Annotated in this window: 13 protein-coding genes; 1 reads left to right on the forward strand and 12 read right to left on the reverse strand. The window is 63.4% G+C overall.

Annotation, left to right across the window (positions count from 1 at the left end; all coding sequences use genetic code 11):
- Window positions 1-143 precede the first annotated feature (143 nt).
- The 4 genes from LHL23_RS11755 to LHL23_RS11770 all read right to left on the reverse strand — a co-directional run bounded on the left by LHL23_RS11755 (window position 144) and on the right by LHL23_RS11770 (window position 4,150).
- Window positions 144-551 carry a PaaI family thioesterase gene (locus tag LHL23_RS11755; protein WP_226429990.1) on the reverse strand — a complete coding sequence of 136 codons (408 nt, stop codon included), beginning with the start codon at window positions 549-551 and terminating at the stop codon, window positions 144-146.
- A gap of 74 nt (window positions 552-625) precedes the next feature.
- Window positions 626-1,276: a ligase-associated DNA damage response endonuclease PdeM gene (gene pdeM / locus LHL23_RS11760; RefSeq protein ID WP_226429991.1), complete on the reverse strand. Its 651-nt coding sequence runs from the start codon at window positions 1,274-1,276 to the stop codon at window positions 626-628.
- 37 nt (window positions 1,277-1,313) lie between these two features.
- The gene (locus LHL23_RS11765) at window positions 1,314-3,743 is read right to left on the reverse strand and encodes a ligase-associated DNA damage response DEXH box helicase (RefSeq protein WP_226429992.1); all 2,430 of its coding nucleotides are present in this window, start codon (window positions 3,741-3,743) and stop codon (window positions 1,314-1,316) included.
- Between the two features lie 38 nt (window positions 3,744-3,781).
- Window positions 3,782-4,150 (reverse strand): winged helix-turn-helix transcriptional regulator, encoded by a 369-nt coding sequence (locus LHL23_RS11770; protein ID WP_226429993.1) that lies wholly within the window; start codon window positions 4,148-4,150, stop codon window positions 3,782-3,784.
- A gap of 91 nt (window positions 4,151-4,241) precedes the next feature.
- Between LHL23_RS11770 and LHL23_RS11775 the strand changes: the two genes are divergently transcribed.
- Complete coding sequence (locus tag LHL23_RS11775; RefSeq protein WP_226429994.1) at window positions 4,242-5,012, forward strand: nuclear transport factor 2 family protein; 771 nt, start codon at window positions 4,242-4,244, stop codon at window positions 5,010-5,012.
- 44 nt (window positions 5,013-5,056) lie between these two features.
- Here LHL23_RS11775 and LHL23_RS11780 read toward each other — a convergent pair whose 3' ends face one another.
- The 8 genes from LHL23_RS11780 to LHL23_RS11815 all read right to left on the reverse strand — a co-directional run bounded on the left by LHL23_RS11780 (window position 5,057) and on the right by LHL23_RS11815 (window position 13,154).
- A complete protein-coding gene (locus tag LHL23_RS11780) occupies window positions 5,057-6,364 on the reverse strand; it encodes an ATPase (RefSeq protein WP_226429995.1) in 1,308 nt (435 codons plus the stop codon).
- Between the two features lie 167 nt (window positions 6,365-6,531).
- Window positions 6,532-7,029, reverse strand: a complete 498-nt coding sequence (locus LHL23_RS11785) for a prepilin peptidase (protein WP_226429996.1) — start codon at window positions 7,027-7,029, stop codon at window positions 6,532-6,534.
- Between the two features lie 3 nt (window positions 7,030-7,032).
- Window positions 7,033-7,878, reverse strand: coding sequence for a tetratricopeptide repeat protein (locus LHL23_RS11790; protein ID WP_222480547.1), 846 nt, complete (start codon window positions 7,876-7,878; stop codon window positions 7,033-7,035).
- Window positions 7,879-7,908: 30 nt separating this feature from the next.
- Entirely contained in the window at window positions 7,909-8,499 is a 591-nt protein-coding gene (locus tag LHL23_RS11795; RefSeq protein WP_226429997.1) for a tetratricopeptide repeat protein, read from the reverse strand.
- Window positions 8,499-9,482: a type II secretion system F family protein gene (locus tag LHL23_RS11800; protein WP_222480551.1), complete on the reverse strand. Its 984-nt coding sequence runs from the start codon at window positions 9,480-9,482 to the stop codon at window positions 8,499-8,501. Before LHL23_RS11800 ends, LHL23_RS11795 begins: the two co-directional genes overlap by 1 nt.
- 10 nt (window positions 9,483-9,492) lie before the next feature.
- Complete coding sequence (locus LHL23_RS11805; protein ID WP_222480553.1) at window positions 9,493-10,461, reverse strand: type II secretion system F family protein; 969 nt, start codon at window positions 10,459-10,461, stop codon at window positions 9,493-9,495.
- Entirely contained in the window at window positions 10,461-11,900 is a 1,440-nt protein-coding gene (locus LHL23_RS11810; RefSeq protein ID WP_222480555.1) for a CpaF family protein, read from the reverse strand. Before LHL23_RS11810 ends, LHL23_RS11805 begins: the two co-directional genes overlap by 1 nt.
- Window positions 11,901-11,924: 24 nt before the next feature.
- Window positions 11,925-13,154, reverse strand: coding sequence for an AAA family ATPase (locus LHL23_RS11815; protein ID WP_222480557.1), 1,230 nt, complete (start codon window positions 13,152-13,154; stop codon window positions 11,925-11,927).
- Window positions 13,155-13,169: the final 15 nt, after the last annotated feature.

Genomic DNA, 13,169 nt, shown 5'->3' on the forward strand with positions numbered 1-13,169 from the left:
CACCGCCTGCTGCCGCGCCCACAACCTGGCTGAGCCGGAAGGCCTCACCGCCTGAAGCGCGCAGAACAGCAGCGGCTGAAACTCACGCTCCCGCCGGACCCCACCGGCGGGAGTATTTTTTAGAAAGATGAAAAAGGGCGGGGTTAAGCTGAGACGGGCACCATGGTGCCTTGCAGGAGGGCGACCAGCTTTTCCTCTTCGCCCGTCACCGCGTGGACCTCTGCCGTGACGATCACCAGGCGCCGGCCTGGTTTGATGACCTTGCCCGTTGCGCGCAGATAGTCGCCGGCGCCCGGGGCCAGCAGGTTGATCTTCATCTCCGCCGTCATCACTTCGCTGTCATCCGGCATCATCGTGAGCGCCGCATAGCCGGCCGCCGTGTCGCCGATCGCAAAGCTGAGGGCAGCATGGGCCACATCGTGCTGCTGGCGGCTGCCGGGCAGGACCGGGGCGGTGATTACCACTTCACCCGGTGCAACGCTTTCGATTTCGGCGCCCAGGGTCTGCATCATGCTTTGCCTGGCGAAACTGCTGCGGATTCGGTGGTCCATCACATGTGTCCTTCTGCTGCTGCAGGGCAGCATAAGGGAGACACGGCTGCCGTAGGGGTGTGACGCTACGCCACTTAGCGGGGCATTGGCACCGGCAGCGCCTGCGCACCGGTCAGGATCGCCAGCGCATCTCTTTCCATCAGCGCGGCAAGTGCGGGATCGGTGCTGCGCAGGCCGCCGGTATAGGTGCCGAAGGCAGGCAGGATCAGCCGCGACCGGTCCAGCAGAAAGCAGGGGCGGGAGGCGCTGCGCACCCGCGCCTTGGGATGGTAATGGCCCGAGACTTCCGCCTTGGCCGCAGGATCGGCGATGTGGCGGAAGGTGAGGGGGGCAAGATGCAGTTCATCCATTTGTTCGCCGCCCAGATCTGCGGGTGCCGGGTCGTGGTTTCCGGTGATCCAGATCCAGCGGCGGTTCTGCGTCAAAGCGGCCAGCTGGGATTGCTCCGCATCCAGCAAGGCCTGCGAGGCAGCGTCATCGTCGAAACTGTCGCCCAGGCAGACCACCGTGTCTGGCTGCAAGGCAGAATTTAGCTCCGCGAGACGGGCGAGCGTGTCCCGCGTCTCATAAGGCGGCAGGGCGCTGCCGCCGCGCCGGATGTGGCGCTCTGATTTGCCCAAGTGAAGGTCGGAGACGCTGAGCAGGCGCTGCTCTGCCCACCACAGGGCGCCGCTGCCGAGAGCGGTGAGGCGGGCGCCTGCGAGGGTGAAGTCGTATCCGGTCATGCTGCCGGTTTATCTGTCTCAACCGGGCAGGCAAGGGTTATTGCGGCAACTGGTCAAGGCCGGACTGCTGCATCAGTGCCGCGGCCTCCTGCTGAAGCAGTTTCTCCTCTGCCGCGCCCTTGACCGGGACCTTGCCAGCCTCCAGCAGCAAAGGCGCGGCAAGGGGGGAGATCCGCTCCAGCCGCCGCAGGGTGATGCGGCCCCGGGTCCGCTCCAGCATCTCCTCGATGCGGCCGAAGTCCACCAGGCCGCGCATGGCCTCCTCGCGGGTAATGTCCATCAGCAGGTGATCCGGGTCGTATTTCCTGAGCGTGTCATAGAGGATATCGGAGGAAAACGTCGCCTGCCGTCCGTTCTTGCGCGCGCCCGGTGTGTTTCGTTCGATGAGGCCCGCAATGGTGGCAGCGCCGCGGAAGGCGCGTTTCATCACCGCATTGCCGGCCAGCCAGCCCTCCAGCCCGTCGCGCAAAGCCTCCGGGTCGAACAGCGGGGCAGGGTCTGCGACCTCATGCAGCCCCCAGATCAGGGTGGCGTAGTCGGTGGCGACAAAGCCCAACGGATCCAGGCCCAGTTCCTCCATCCGTTTGGTCAGCAAGAGGCCCAGGGTCTGCTGGGCGTTGCGCCCGGCAAAACCGTAGATGCAGATATGGTCGCGGCTGTCATGCGGAAAGCTTTCGATCAGCAGCCGCCCGGCGCGCGGCAGTTCGGAGACCCCGCGCTGCAGCTCCAGCCAGTCTGCGGTGTGGCCGGGCAGGGCGGGCCAGCTGTCCTGTTTGAACATCGCCAGGATGCGGGTGCTGAGCTGCGTGGAGGTGGCGAATTTGGTGCCGGAGAACACCGCGATCTTGGGTTTCCTGCCGGGGTTGCGGGTCACCTCGACTGTCATTTCGCGCAGGCCCTCATAGCGCACGGTCTGGCCGCCGATCAGGAAGGTGTCGCCGGGGGTGAGGGTGGCGGCAAAGGCCTCCTCCACCTCGCCCAGCGGCTTGCCGCCGCGGCTGCGTTTCAGGCGGACCTTGATCAGGTCAGCGTCCAGGATGGTGCCCAGGTTCATGCGGATGCGCTGCGCCGCGCGCGGGTCGCGCAGCTGCCATTTGCCGTCCGGGCGCTGCAGCAGGCGCTGCCACTGATCATAGGCTTTCAGCGCATAGCCGCCGGTGGCGCAGAAGGTGAGGCAGGCGTCGAATGCGGCGCGGGTCAGGGTGGCATAGGCGCCGGCCCGGGTCATCTCTGCATAAAGCTCATCTGCATCAAACGGGCCTGAACAAGCGGCGATCAGGATATGCTGGCACAGCACGTCGCGGGGACCGGGCCCGCGCGGTGCGCCGTCCAGATCGTTTTCGCGCACCGCCTCCAGCGCAGCGCGGCATTCAACCACCTCGAACCGGTTGGCAGGCACCAGGAGCGCCTTGGAGGGCGCATTGTAACGGTGGTTGGCGCGGCCGATGCGCTGCACCAGGCGTTTCACGTTCTTGGGCGCGCCGATCTGGATCACCAGGTCCACGTCGCCCCAGTCGATGCCAAGGTCCAGCGAACCGGTGCAGACGATGGCGCGCAGCTCTCCCCGGACCATAGCCGCCTCCACCCGCTCGCGCTGGACCCGGTCAAGCGAGCCGTGGTGGATGCCGATCGGCAGCGCGTCTTCGTTGGCGAGCCAGAGGTTGTGAAAGAAGATTTCGGCCTGAGCGCGGGTGTTGTGGAAGATCAGCGTGGTCTTGTGCGCCTTGATCTGCTCCATCACCGCCGGGATCGCATAACCCGCGCCGCCGCCGGCCCAGGGCGGGGCCGCTTCGGTTTCCAGCATCCGGATGTCCGGCGCCGGCCCCGGATCGGCCAGCACGATATCGCAGGGGTCGGGGTGGCGGGCGAGGTAGCCGGCGATGGCCTGCGGGTCGTCCACCGTGGCCGACAGACCCACCCGGCGCAGGTCCGGGCACAGCGTCTGCAGCCTCGCCAGCGCCAGCATCAGCTGGTCGCCGCGCTTGCTTTCGGCCAGCGCGTGGATTTCATCCACCACCACCCGCCTGAGGCCCTTGAAGGTGCGGGCAGCGTCCTCGTAGGAGGTGAGCAGCGCCAGGCTTTCCGGCGTGGTCAGCAGGATATGCGGCGGGTCGGCGCGCTGGCGCTTCTTGCGGGAGGCGGGCGTGTCGCCGGTGCGGTCATCAATGCGGATCGGCAGGCCGATTTCCTCAACCGGCGCACGCAGGTTGCGCTTGATATCCGCGGCCAGCGCCTTGAGCGGCGAGATATAGAGCGTGTGCAGCCCGTCGTGGGTTACATGGGCCAGCTCTGCCAGTGTCGGTAGGAAACCTGCCATGGTCTTGCCGCCGCCGGTCGGGGCGATCAGCAGGGTGCAAGGCGCCCCGGCCCGGGCCAGCATGGCGTGCTGATGCGGGTGGATGGTCCAGCCGCGGGCGGAGAACCAGTTCTCAATGGCCGCAGGCAAGGCGGGGGCGGTGTCACTCATCCTGTGAAATCTGGGAGGCTTTGCACCTTATTGCAATGTCATTTGCTGTCATAGGCGTTGCGGGAGTCCAGCACTTGCTGATGCCGACCGGCGGCCCAGATGGTCAGGGATTTCATGTGCTCCAGCAACTCCTGCCCTAAGGGGGTGAGTGCATAGGACACCGCCACCGGCGGGCCGGGATCGACGCTGCGGGTGATATAGCCGTCACGCTCCAGCTTGCGCAGGTTCTCGGTCAATACCCGCTGGGTCACATCGCCGATGGTTCGCCGCAGCGCGCCGAACCGCAGCGCGCCGTCCTCCAGCACCAGCACGATCAGCATTTGCCATTTGCCTGTCACCTGCGACAGGACCTGCCGGATCGGGCAGTCCTCGGCCTGTTCCTTGGAGAGGGCGGTTACTGGAAGCATACCTGGTTCCTAAATAGTGCGTAATTGATATCTGGTGCAGAAAGAATACCACATTGAGGTGTCACGACAATGCGATTCGAAAGGACATCCGATGAGTGCCAAGGAACTCGTTCTGAATGCCGTAGCGGCGATCTTCACTTCGTTTGACCCGGAGGCAGCGGAGCAGCTGCTGGCACCGGGGTATATCCAGCACAATCCGGCAGTACCGACCGGGGCGGCGCCGATCATCGGGTTCATTCCGGCGCTGAAGGAGAGCGGCATCACGGTGGATGTGCACCGGGTGATTGCCGAGGGCGACATGGTGGTGCTGCACAGCACCTATGAGAATGCGCAGGCCTTTGGCGCTGAAACGCTGGTGGCCTTTGACGTGTTCCGAGTCGAGGACGGGAAGGTGGCTGAGCATTGGGACAACCTGCAGCCGCCGATGGCGCCGAACGCCTCGGGCCGCACATTGACCGACGGCCCGGCCGAGGTCACGGATCTGGACAAGACGGCGGAGAACAAGGCGCTGGTGCAGGGCTTTGTCGCCGACGTGCTGCACGGCAAGGCGCCGGAGAAGATCACCAGCTACGTCTCGACAGAGACCTACCTGCAGCACAACCCGAACATCGGCGACGGGCTGGAGGCCCTTGGCGGCATGATCCAGCATCTGGCGGAAACCGGCCAGGCGCTGGCCTACACCAGCACGCCGATTGTAGTGGCCGAGGGGAACTTTGTCTTTACCGCCTCCGAGGGCAGCCTGGGCGAAACACCGATGGCGTTCTTCGACCTGTTCCGGGTCGAGGACGGCAAGATCGTCGAGCACTGGGACACCGTCAGCCCGATCCCGGCAGAGATGGCGCACGACAACGGCAAGTTCTGACTGCTGTCAGCGAGAAGGGCGGGGATGACCCCGCCCTCTTTGCATCACTTCACGATGTGCTCGTCCTTGACGAACATGTTGGCCCAGGCCCGGTCGATCAGCTCCGGCGACATCTGGTAGGGGATGCCCTCGAACTCGCAGATGGAGATCATCTGGTCGATCAGGAACACCGGCTGGTAGTTGGCGTAGATGTTGTTGATCGTCGGGTATTTCTTCTTCAGCAGATGCACTAGCGCCGCCTCGTCCAGCGGCATGCCCTTCTTGCGGGCCACCATGGCAAAGATCTTGAGGAAGTTCTCCTGGTTCGGCCCGTCGATCTTGATCTTGAAGAAGATACGGCGCAGCGCCGCCTGGTCGAAGATCTCATTCGGGTGGAAGTTGGTGGAGAAGATCACCAGCGTGTCAAAGGGCACCTCGAATTTTTCGCCCGATTGCAGCGCCAGGATGTCCTTGCTTTCTTCCAGCGGAACAATCCAGCGGTTGACCAGGGACTGCGGCGGCTCTGCCTGGCGGCCAAGGTCGTCAACGATGAAGATGCCGCCGGTGGATTTCAGTTGCAGCGGCGCCTGATACGTGCGCGCCGTGGGGTTGTAGACCAGATCCAGCATGTCCAGCGACAGCTCGCCGCCGGTGATCACGGTCGGGCGCTCGCACATCACGTAGCGTTCGTCAAAGCGGCGGCGGCGGCGCAGGGCGTTGGGGTCTTCCGGCTCCTGCTCGACCTCGGTGTGCACGATCGGGTCGAAGACCGTGATCACCTGGCCGGAATATTCAATGGCGCGCGGAACATAGACGTGATCCCCCAGCGCATCGCGGATGCCGTTGGAGATCGAGGACTTACCATTGCCCGGCGGGCCGTACATCAGGATTGAGCGGCCGGCGCTGACGGCGGGACCAAGATGGTCCAGCAGGCTGTTGGGCAGCACCAGATGCCCCATGGCGTTGGTCAGCTGGTCGCGGGTCACCTGAATGTTGCGGATCGACTGGCGCTTGACCTGCTCGCGGTAGACCGTCAGCGGCACCGGCATGGCGCCGAAGTATTCGGACTGGCTGAGCGCGTCCTGAGCGCGTGACTTGCCCGCGTCGGTCAGCTGGTAGCCCATCTCATTGCCGCTGTTGGCGTTCAGCGTGCCGGTGGCTTCCAGCAGCCGCTGCTCGCGGGCCATGTCCACAAGCTCCTGGGTGACAGAAGAGGGCAGGCAGATGGCTTCGGCGATCTCGGTCACATTTTCCACGTTCTTGCGGAAAATGGTCTTGAGCAGAATATCCCGCATCATCACCAGCGGCAGCTGCATCTGTTCCAGCCCCTTGGGGGCGGGAGGGGCCACAACGGTGAGGTTTTGCATGTTCATGGCGGTGCCTGTCCCTGAAATCCACATCTGGCCCCGGCGCACGGGGCGGTTCTGGAAACAGACTATTCAGGACTGTGGCAACAGCGGGGCAGAGCTGCAGCATTTCCGCGGAGGAGGCAGGAAAACCGGCACAGGTTTAAGCAACCAGCGCCGCCGCGCCGGCTTCCTCAGCTGCCGAACATCGCTGCCAGGCCCAGGTAAAGCGCCAGGGTGGCGCCCAGGCACAGGCCCATGGGAAAGCTCTTGCCGGTTTCCCAGCTTTGCCACTGCGGGGCCAGTTGCCGCAGGGGCGTGTGCTTGGCGATCCGGTGGGCGGCAAATCCAGCCAGCAGGGTTGCGGCAAAGATGATCATCAGGAGCCGCAGGTCGCCAAGGGCGAAGAGCGGCGCGGCGGCGCCTGCGAACTTGGCGTCGCCTGCACCGACCGCCCCGGCAGAGTAGAACAGGAAGCCGAGGCCGATGCCGACCGGAAGATGCAGCAGGTGCCAGCCGTAATCTGCCCAGCTTGGCATCACCAGCGCCCCGAGGACGACATAGATCACCGCCAGCAGATCAACGGCCCAGTTGGGGATGCGCATCCCGCGCAGATCAGTCAGCGCCACGGTATAGCAAAGCGGCAGCACAAAAGGCAGGAACCACTGGGCTGCATAGGCCGGGAATTGCATCGGTCAGCCGTTTTCCAGCGCTGCCAGAGACCGCGAGGCTTCTTCGAAGTGCTGCGGATGGGTTTCGATGGCTTCGCGCAGCAGGCCCTCGCCAGTCTTCACGTCACCCTGTTTGATCGCTGACAGTGCCAGCGTGTGCAGCAGCAAGGCGCGCTCGGTCTGTTCAAGCGGGATAACCGGCAGGGTGTAGTTGCGCTGCGCGCCGCGGGCCAGGACGAGGTTGTTCTTGGCGGTGAACAGGGTCTGGTCCTGCCGGATCGCTTCGCCGAACAGGCGCTCGGCACCGGCGAAATCGCCGCGGGTCAGCTTGGAATAGCCCCAGTTGTTCATCACCTTGGCGGGACGGGTGGTCAGCCCTACGGCGATCTCATAAAAGCTGTCAGCGCGTTTCCAGTCCTTGCCGGCGTCAGCCACCACGGCCTCCAGCCGGTAGCGCTCGTAGGTTTCATGGGTGGGAGGGACCTGATCCAGCTGTGTCTTGGCTGCTTCCCATTCGCCGCTGCGCACCAGAGCACCGGCCAGCTGGACACGGTCCTCGCTGGTTGCGCCTTTCATCGACACCACTTTCTTCCAGGCCGCGGTGCCTTCGGTGTTGCGTTTGGCGCGGATCAGGGAATGCGCCAGGCCGCGGTGCAATTCGATCCGGTCCGGGCTGTTCTTGATCGTCCGCTGGAAATGCGCAACCGCCTCATTCGGGTCGGCCACGGACAGCATGACATCGTTGAGGTTGCTCTCGTCGATGACATTTACTTCCTGAAAGGCCCGTTCAACGGTGTCGTCTTTCTCTGCGCAGGCCGACAGGACCAGCGCCCCTGCCAGAGAAGCGAATAGGAAAAACTGCTGGCGCATTGGTGCGTCCCTTTTACTGCTCTGCCTCTGTCATGGTGCTTGGCGAATCAGGTAGCTGCCGCCGCCCTGCCGCACCAGTTTGTAGTCTTCTTGTTGAGGCTCACTATGCGCAGGATTTTCAAGTTTTGCGAGGGCCAGGCGCAAATTATCGCGGATTGCGTCACTTTCGCCATTGTCAAGCGCATAGGCGCGCTGGAGCACCTGAACCGCTTCGGCGGTTTTGCCGCGTTCCATCAGCGCCACGCCCAGGTTGTTCATCGGTTCCGGCCAGGCCGGATCGGCGTCCACCGCCCGGCGCAGCAGTTCCTCAGCCTGGCCCAGCCGCCTGAGGCCGAGTTTGGCGCTGCCCATTCCCGACAGCACCTCAGCCGTCAGGCCGTGGTCCAGCGCAGCCCGGGTGAAGGCCTCCAGCGCCAGCTCATGCTCGCCTGCGGCCATCAGCCTGTGGCCGACAACCAGGCCGTCTTCGGCCTGCTGGCGGTGATCCTCGCCAGGGGCCCAGGGACTGCCCTTGTCCTGTTTCAAACCGCTTGGCGCACATGCTGCCGCCAGCGCGAGGGCGCTGGCGGCAGCTGTCATCTGCAGCAGGCGGGCGCGGGGCGCCCGATGCGTCTTGGCCATTACTGGGGTCCTGAGTTGCCCATATTCATGACGCCCTGCACCGACGGACCAACAAGAATGATCAGCAACGGCGGAACTGTCAGCCCCATTGTGGCAAGTGTCATCTTCACCGGCAACTTGTTTGCGGCCTCTTCGGCGCGCATTACCCGCTTGTCACGCATTTCGGCGGCATAAACCCGCAGCGCGTCGGCGATCGAGGTGCCGAAGCTGGCGGATTGAATCATCACAGTCACGAAGGAGGAGATGTCCTGCACACCGCAGCGGGTGGCCATGTCGCGCAGCACCTTGTCCTTTTCCTTACCTGCTTTCATTTCATAGGCGACCATCTCGAATTCAGAAGCCAAATCCGGAAAGGAGGCATGGAGCTCCTTGGCCACGCGGACAATGGCCTGGTCCAGCGACTGGCCGGCCTCGACGCAGACCAGCATCATGTCCAGCGCATCGGGGAAGCCTTCGGTGAGTTTTTGCTTGCGCTCCTCGATCCGGCGGGTGATCCAATATTTCGGAAGCATGTAGCCTGCGGCGCCCGGACCAATAATGCGGATTGCCATTTGCTGGCTGTCATAGTCGATGTCTGCGTTCAGCACGTAGACAAAGAACAACCCGCCCAGGAGACCCAGAATGCCAAGAGCGAACTGGGCAAAATGGAACAGCCGTACCGAATCCTTGGAGTGATAGCCTGCCTGGCGCAGCTTCAGTTCCATTGCCGACAGCTCTTCCGCGTCCTGCGGTTCCAGGAAATTTGCGAACTTCTGCAGCTGCTCGTTGCGGCTGGACTGGCGCAGACGCTCCTTTTTTGGGGTTTCCCGGGTGTCAGGCCTGATGTTCTTTTGCAGCTTTTTCAGCGGGTCCTCGCGCTGGTTCATCAGCAGCGGAATTGCCAGCAGGATCATGAACAATCCGGCAATGCCAAGCGCTAGGAGCGGGCCGAGCTCACCGAACTGAGACGTCAGGAAATCGTTTATTCCGGTAACAAAATCCACGGTCCACTCCTTAGACTTTGATGTTGGTCAGCATCCGCATGACGAACAGGTTGGCGGTCAGCATTAGGCCCACGGCGAAACAGGCGGGGATGAACCAGGGATGGTCCAGCACGTTGTCGTAATAGTTGGGGTCTTTGAGGAGGATCGCGACCAGGCAGAACAGCGGGAAGCCGGACAGGAATTTTCCTGACCATTGCGCTTCGGCGGTAATGGCCTTGACCCGCCGGAACAGGCGGAAGCGGGCGCGGATCACCTTGGCCAGGCCGGCCAGAACCTCGGCCAGGTTGCCGCCCGACTGCTGCTGGATGGTCACAGCCACTGCGAGGAAACGCATGTCCTGCATATCCAGCCGCTCCGCCATCTCCTTGAGCGCTTCGCCCACATCGCGGCCATAGGCGCACTCGTCGGCGATGATGCCGAACTCGGTTGCCAGCGGGTCCTCGACCTCATTGGCGACAATCTGAACGGCAGCGGTAAAGGGGTGGCCGACGCGCAGGGAGCGCACCATCAATTCCACCGCGTCGGGCAGCTGCTCCTCGATCATCATCATCCGTTTGGAGGCTTTTTTGTTGACCCAGAAAAATACCGCGCCGACGCCGATGATGACGGAGCCCAGTACGCGGACCGGCAGCGGCGTCGATGTGCCGATGCTGAGCCCGATAAAGGCAATGGCGGCCAAACCGGCCATAATCAGGATCAACTGTTTGGGGGAGAAGGCGATGGCGGCCTTTTGCGCCCGTTCCGACAGCAGGGAATACAGAGGAATTGACTGCGACTTGGTGTGCTGGCCCAGTTCCTTGCGCAGCTGTTCCAGCACTTGCTGGCGGTTGCTGCCCTTCTCCATCATCTCCAGCCGGCGGTTCACCTTGCTGTTGAGGCTGATGGATTTGCCGAAAACGAACAGGTACAGGCCTTCAATCAGGGCCAGAACCCCAAAGAAAATCGCACCATAGATAAGCGGTTCTGCACTCAGTTCCATTAGCGCGGCTCCATCACGGTGGGTTCGTAGATCGACGGCGGCAGGTCATAGCCCCAGAGGCGGAAGCGCTCGGAGAAGTGGCTGCGCACACCGGTGGCGGTGAAATGGCCGATGATCTTGTTGTCCGGGGTCAGGCCGACCCGCTGAAAGCGGAAGATTTCCTGCATTGAGATCACGTCGCCCTCCATGCCTGTGACCTCGGTGATCGAGGTCATGCGGCGGGAGCCGTCCTGCAGGCGGGAGGCCTGCACGATCAGGTTCACCGCCGAGGCGATCTGGCTGCGCACCGCCTTGATCGGCATTTCGATGCCCGCCATGGCGATCATGTTTTCCAAGCGCGAGATGCCGTCGCGGGCGGAGTTGGCGTGGATGGTGGTCATCGAGCCGTCGTGGCCGGTGTTCATGGCCTGCAGCATGTCGATCACCTCCTCGCCGCGGGTCTCGCCGACGATGATGCGGTCGGGGCGCATCCGTAGGGCGTTCTTCAGACAGTCGCGGGGGCTGACCTCGCCTTTGCCCTCAACGTTGGGGGGGCGGCTTTCCATCCGGCCCACATGGGTCTGCTGCAGCTGAAGCTCCGCTGTGTCCTCGATCGTCAGGATGCGCTCGGCGTTGTCGATGAAGGACGACAGCGCGTTCAAAGTGGTGGTTTTACCGGAACCGGTACCGCCGGAGACGATCACGTTGAGGCGGGTGGACACTGCGGCCTGCAGATAGGCGGCCATTTCCTCGGTAAAGGCGCCGAACTCCACCAGGTCGTCGATGCCCAGCTTGTCTTTCTTGAACTTCCGGATCGAGACCAGAGAGCCGTCCACCGCAATCGGTGGCACCATCGCATTGAAGCGCGAGCCGTCAGCAAGGCGGGCGTCCACATAGGGGTTGGATTCATCGACCCGGCGTCCCACGGCAGAGACGATCTTGTCGATGATCCGCATCAGGTGCTTCTCATCCTTGAACGTGATGTCGGAGAGCTGCAGCTTGCCGCTGCGCTCGACAAAGACCTGATGCGGGCCATTGACCAGGATATCGCTGACCGTCTCGTCCTGCAGCAGGGTTTCCAGCGGTCCGAGGCCGGTGACTTCGTCATACAGCTCCTTGTTCAGCTGCTGCCGGTCCTCGCGGTTCAGAACAATGCTCTTTTCAGCCAGGATCTCCGTCGCGATATTGGCAATCTCGGAGCGCAATTCGGCCTCGCCCGCGCGTTCCAGGGCGGCAAGGTTCAGGTTCTCAAGAAGCTCCCGGTGCAGCTGGATCTTGATTTCGCTGAGCCGCTCCTTGCGCTTGCGCTCCTTGTCCGCAGGCTGCGCCTCGGCGGGCTTGCGCTGGACCGGGCGCCGCAGGCTGACGGCGGGCTTGGCAGCCGCGGCCGGTGCGGCGGCTGCCGGTTCCGGTGCTGGAGCAACCGGCTTCGCGGCCTGTTTCTTGTACTTGGAAAACATCAACTCACCCCCAATTCAAACCGCTCAGGCGGCTTCTGCTTCTCTGCGGCCCAGTTCGTGCAGCGAGGCTGCGAGCTTGGCGATTTCCTTGCGCAAGGGATTCTTCGCGGCCGACACGGCCAGCGGCAGGCCGTGGTCGCAGCTCTGCAGGATCTGCTTGCCGCCATCGGGCAATTGCAGGTCGATCGAGATGCCCAGCGATTCCGCCATCCGCTTGACGCGGCTCTTGCCGGTCAGATCGGTGAACTTCGGGGCCCGGTTCAGCGCAAAGCGCAGCTTTTCGAACGGCAGATCCTCGGACTGCAGCGCCCGCTTCAGCCGCAGCGCGTTCTGAGCGGACCGCATGTCCAGTTCGATCAGCGCGAAATAGACATGCGCCATGTTCAGCACGGTCTCGGTCCATTGCACCAGCGTATGCGGCATGTCGATAACCACGAAGTCGAAGTGGCTGCGGGCCAGCCCGATCACCCTGGAAATGTCTTCGGGGGACAGCAGGTCCAGCGGCACCATCTCTGACGGCGCGGTAAGGACCTGCAGCTTTTCCTGAAAGGGCAGCAAAGCCTGGCCAAACAGGTCTTCGTCCATGTTCTCGGATTCGCTGAGCATTTCCATCACCACCTCGCGGCGGGGCAGGTCGAGGTAGGTCGCGACCGACCCGGACTGCAAGTCCAGATCCAGCAGGCAGACGCTGGGCTCTTCCCGTTCGCTGAGCGCCGCAAGCTCCCAGGCGAGGTTGACTGCCATGTTGGTGGAGCCGGTGCCGCCGGCGAGCCCGTGGCAGACGATGACTGCGCCTTCGCGCTGGCTGCCGGATTGCAGCTGGTGCGTGTTCTGCGGTGCTGCGGGGGCGGGGGCCTGCAAGCGTTCGATCGCTGCCTGCAGTTCCTGCTCCGGAAGCGGGTAGGGGACGAATTCATCCGCGCCCTGGCGCAGCAGCGTATGCAGCGCTGCCGGGGTCACATCTTCGGCGATCAGAATAACCTTGATGCCCCGGGCCTTGGCCTGGGTGATGACTTCGCCCATCAGCGGCAGGTCGTCTTCGTCGGCGCTGTCGATGGCCAGGGCCACAAACTGCAACGGTTCCGACTCAGCCTGGCTGAAGAAGGCCAGCGCCTCGGCAAAGCCCAGATCGCCCCAGGCCTCGCCCAGTGCGGCTTCCATGTCTTCGATCAGAAGGTCGAAATTCTGCACGTCGCGGCTGATCGTGCAGGCAACAATCGCAGGTGTTTCTGTTTGCGGCATACCGCTGCTCATCGCCATCATCCTTGT

The organism is Leisingera sp. McT4-56, from assembly GCF_020514995.1.
Classification (GTDB): domain Bacteria; phylum Pseudomonadota; class Alphaproteobacteria; order Rhodobacterales; family Rhodobacteraceae; genus Leisingera; species Leisingera aquaemixtae_A.

What these genes read in the sequence shown, in the direction of transcription:
- LHL23_RS11790 (WP_222480547.1), bottom strand. Translation starts at nt 7,878, where the DNA reads ATGCGCCAGCAGTTTTTCCTATTCGCTTCTCTGGCAGGGGCGCTGGTC.
- LHL23_RS11780 (WP_226429995.1), bottom strand. Translation starts at nt 6,364, where the DNA reads ATGAACATGCAAAACCTCACCGTTGTGGCCCCTCCCGCCCCCAAGGGG.
- LHL23_RS11765 (WP_226429992.1), bottom strand. Translation starts at nt 3,743, where the DNA reads ATGAGTGACACCGCCCCCGCCTTGCCTGCGGCCATTGAGAACTGGTTC.
- LHL23_RS11795 (WP_226429997.1), bottom strand. Translation starts at nt 8,499, where the DNA reads ATGGCCAAGACGCATCGGGCGCCCCGCGCCCGCCTGCTGCAGATGACA.
- LHL23_RS11755 (WP_226429990.1), bottom strand. Translation starts at nt 551, where the DNA reads ATGGACCACCGAATCCGCAGCAGTTTCGCCAGGCAAAGCATGATGCAG.
- LHL23_RS11775 (WP_226429994.1), top strand. Translation starts at nt 4,242, where the DNA reads ATGAGTGCCAAGGAACTCGTTCTGAATGCCGTAGCGGCGATCTTCACT.
- pdeM (WP_226429991.1), bottom strand. Translation starts at nt 1,276, where the DNA reads ATGACCGGATACGACTTCACCCTCGCAGGCGCCCGCCTCACCGCTCTC.
- LHL23_RS11770 (WP_226429993.1), bottom strand. Translation starts at nt 4,150, where the DNA reads ATGCTTCCAGTAACCGCCCTCTCCAAGGAACAGGCCGAGGACTGCCCG.
- LHL23_RS11785 (WP_226429996.1), bottom strand. Translation starts at nt 7,029, where the DNA reads ATGCAATTCCCGGCCTATGCAGCCCAGTGGTTCCTGCCTTTTGTGCTG.
- LHL23_RS11810 (WP_222480555.1), bottom strand. Translation starts at nt 11,900, where the DNA reads ATGTTTTCCAAGTACAAGAAACAGGCCGCGAAGCCGGTTGCTCCAGCA.
- LHL23_RS11815 (WP_222480557.1), bottom strand. Translation starts at nt 13,154, where the DNA reads ATGAGCAGCGGTATGCCGCAAACAGAAACACCTGCGATTGTTGCCTGC.
- LHL23_RS11805 (WP_222480553.1), bottom strand. Translation starts at nt 10,461, where the DNA reads ATGGAACTGAGTGCAGAACCGCTTATCTATGGTGCGATTTTCTTTGGG.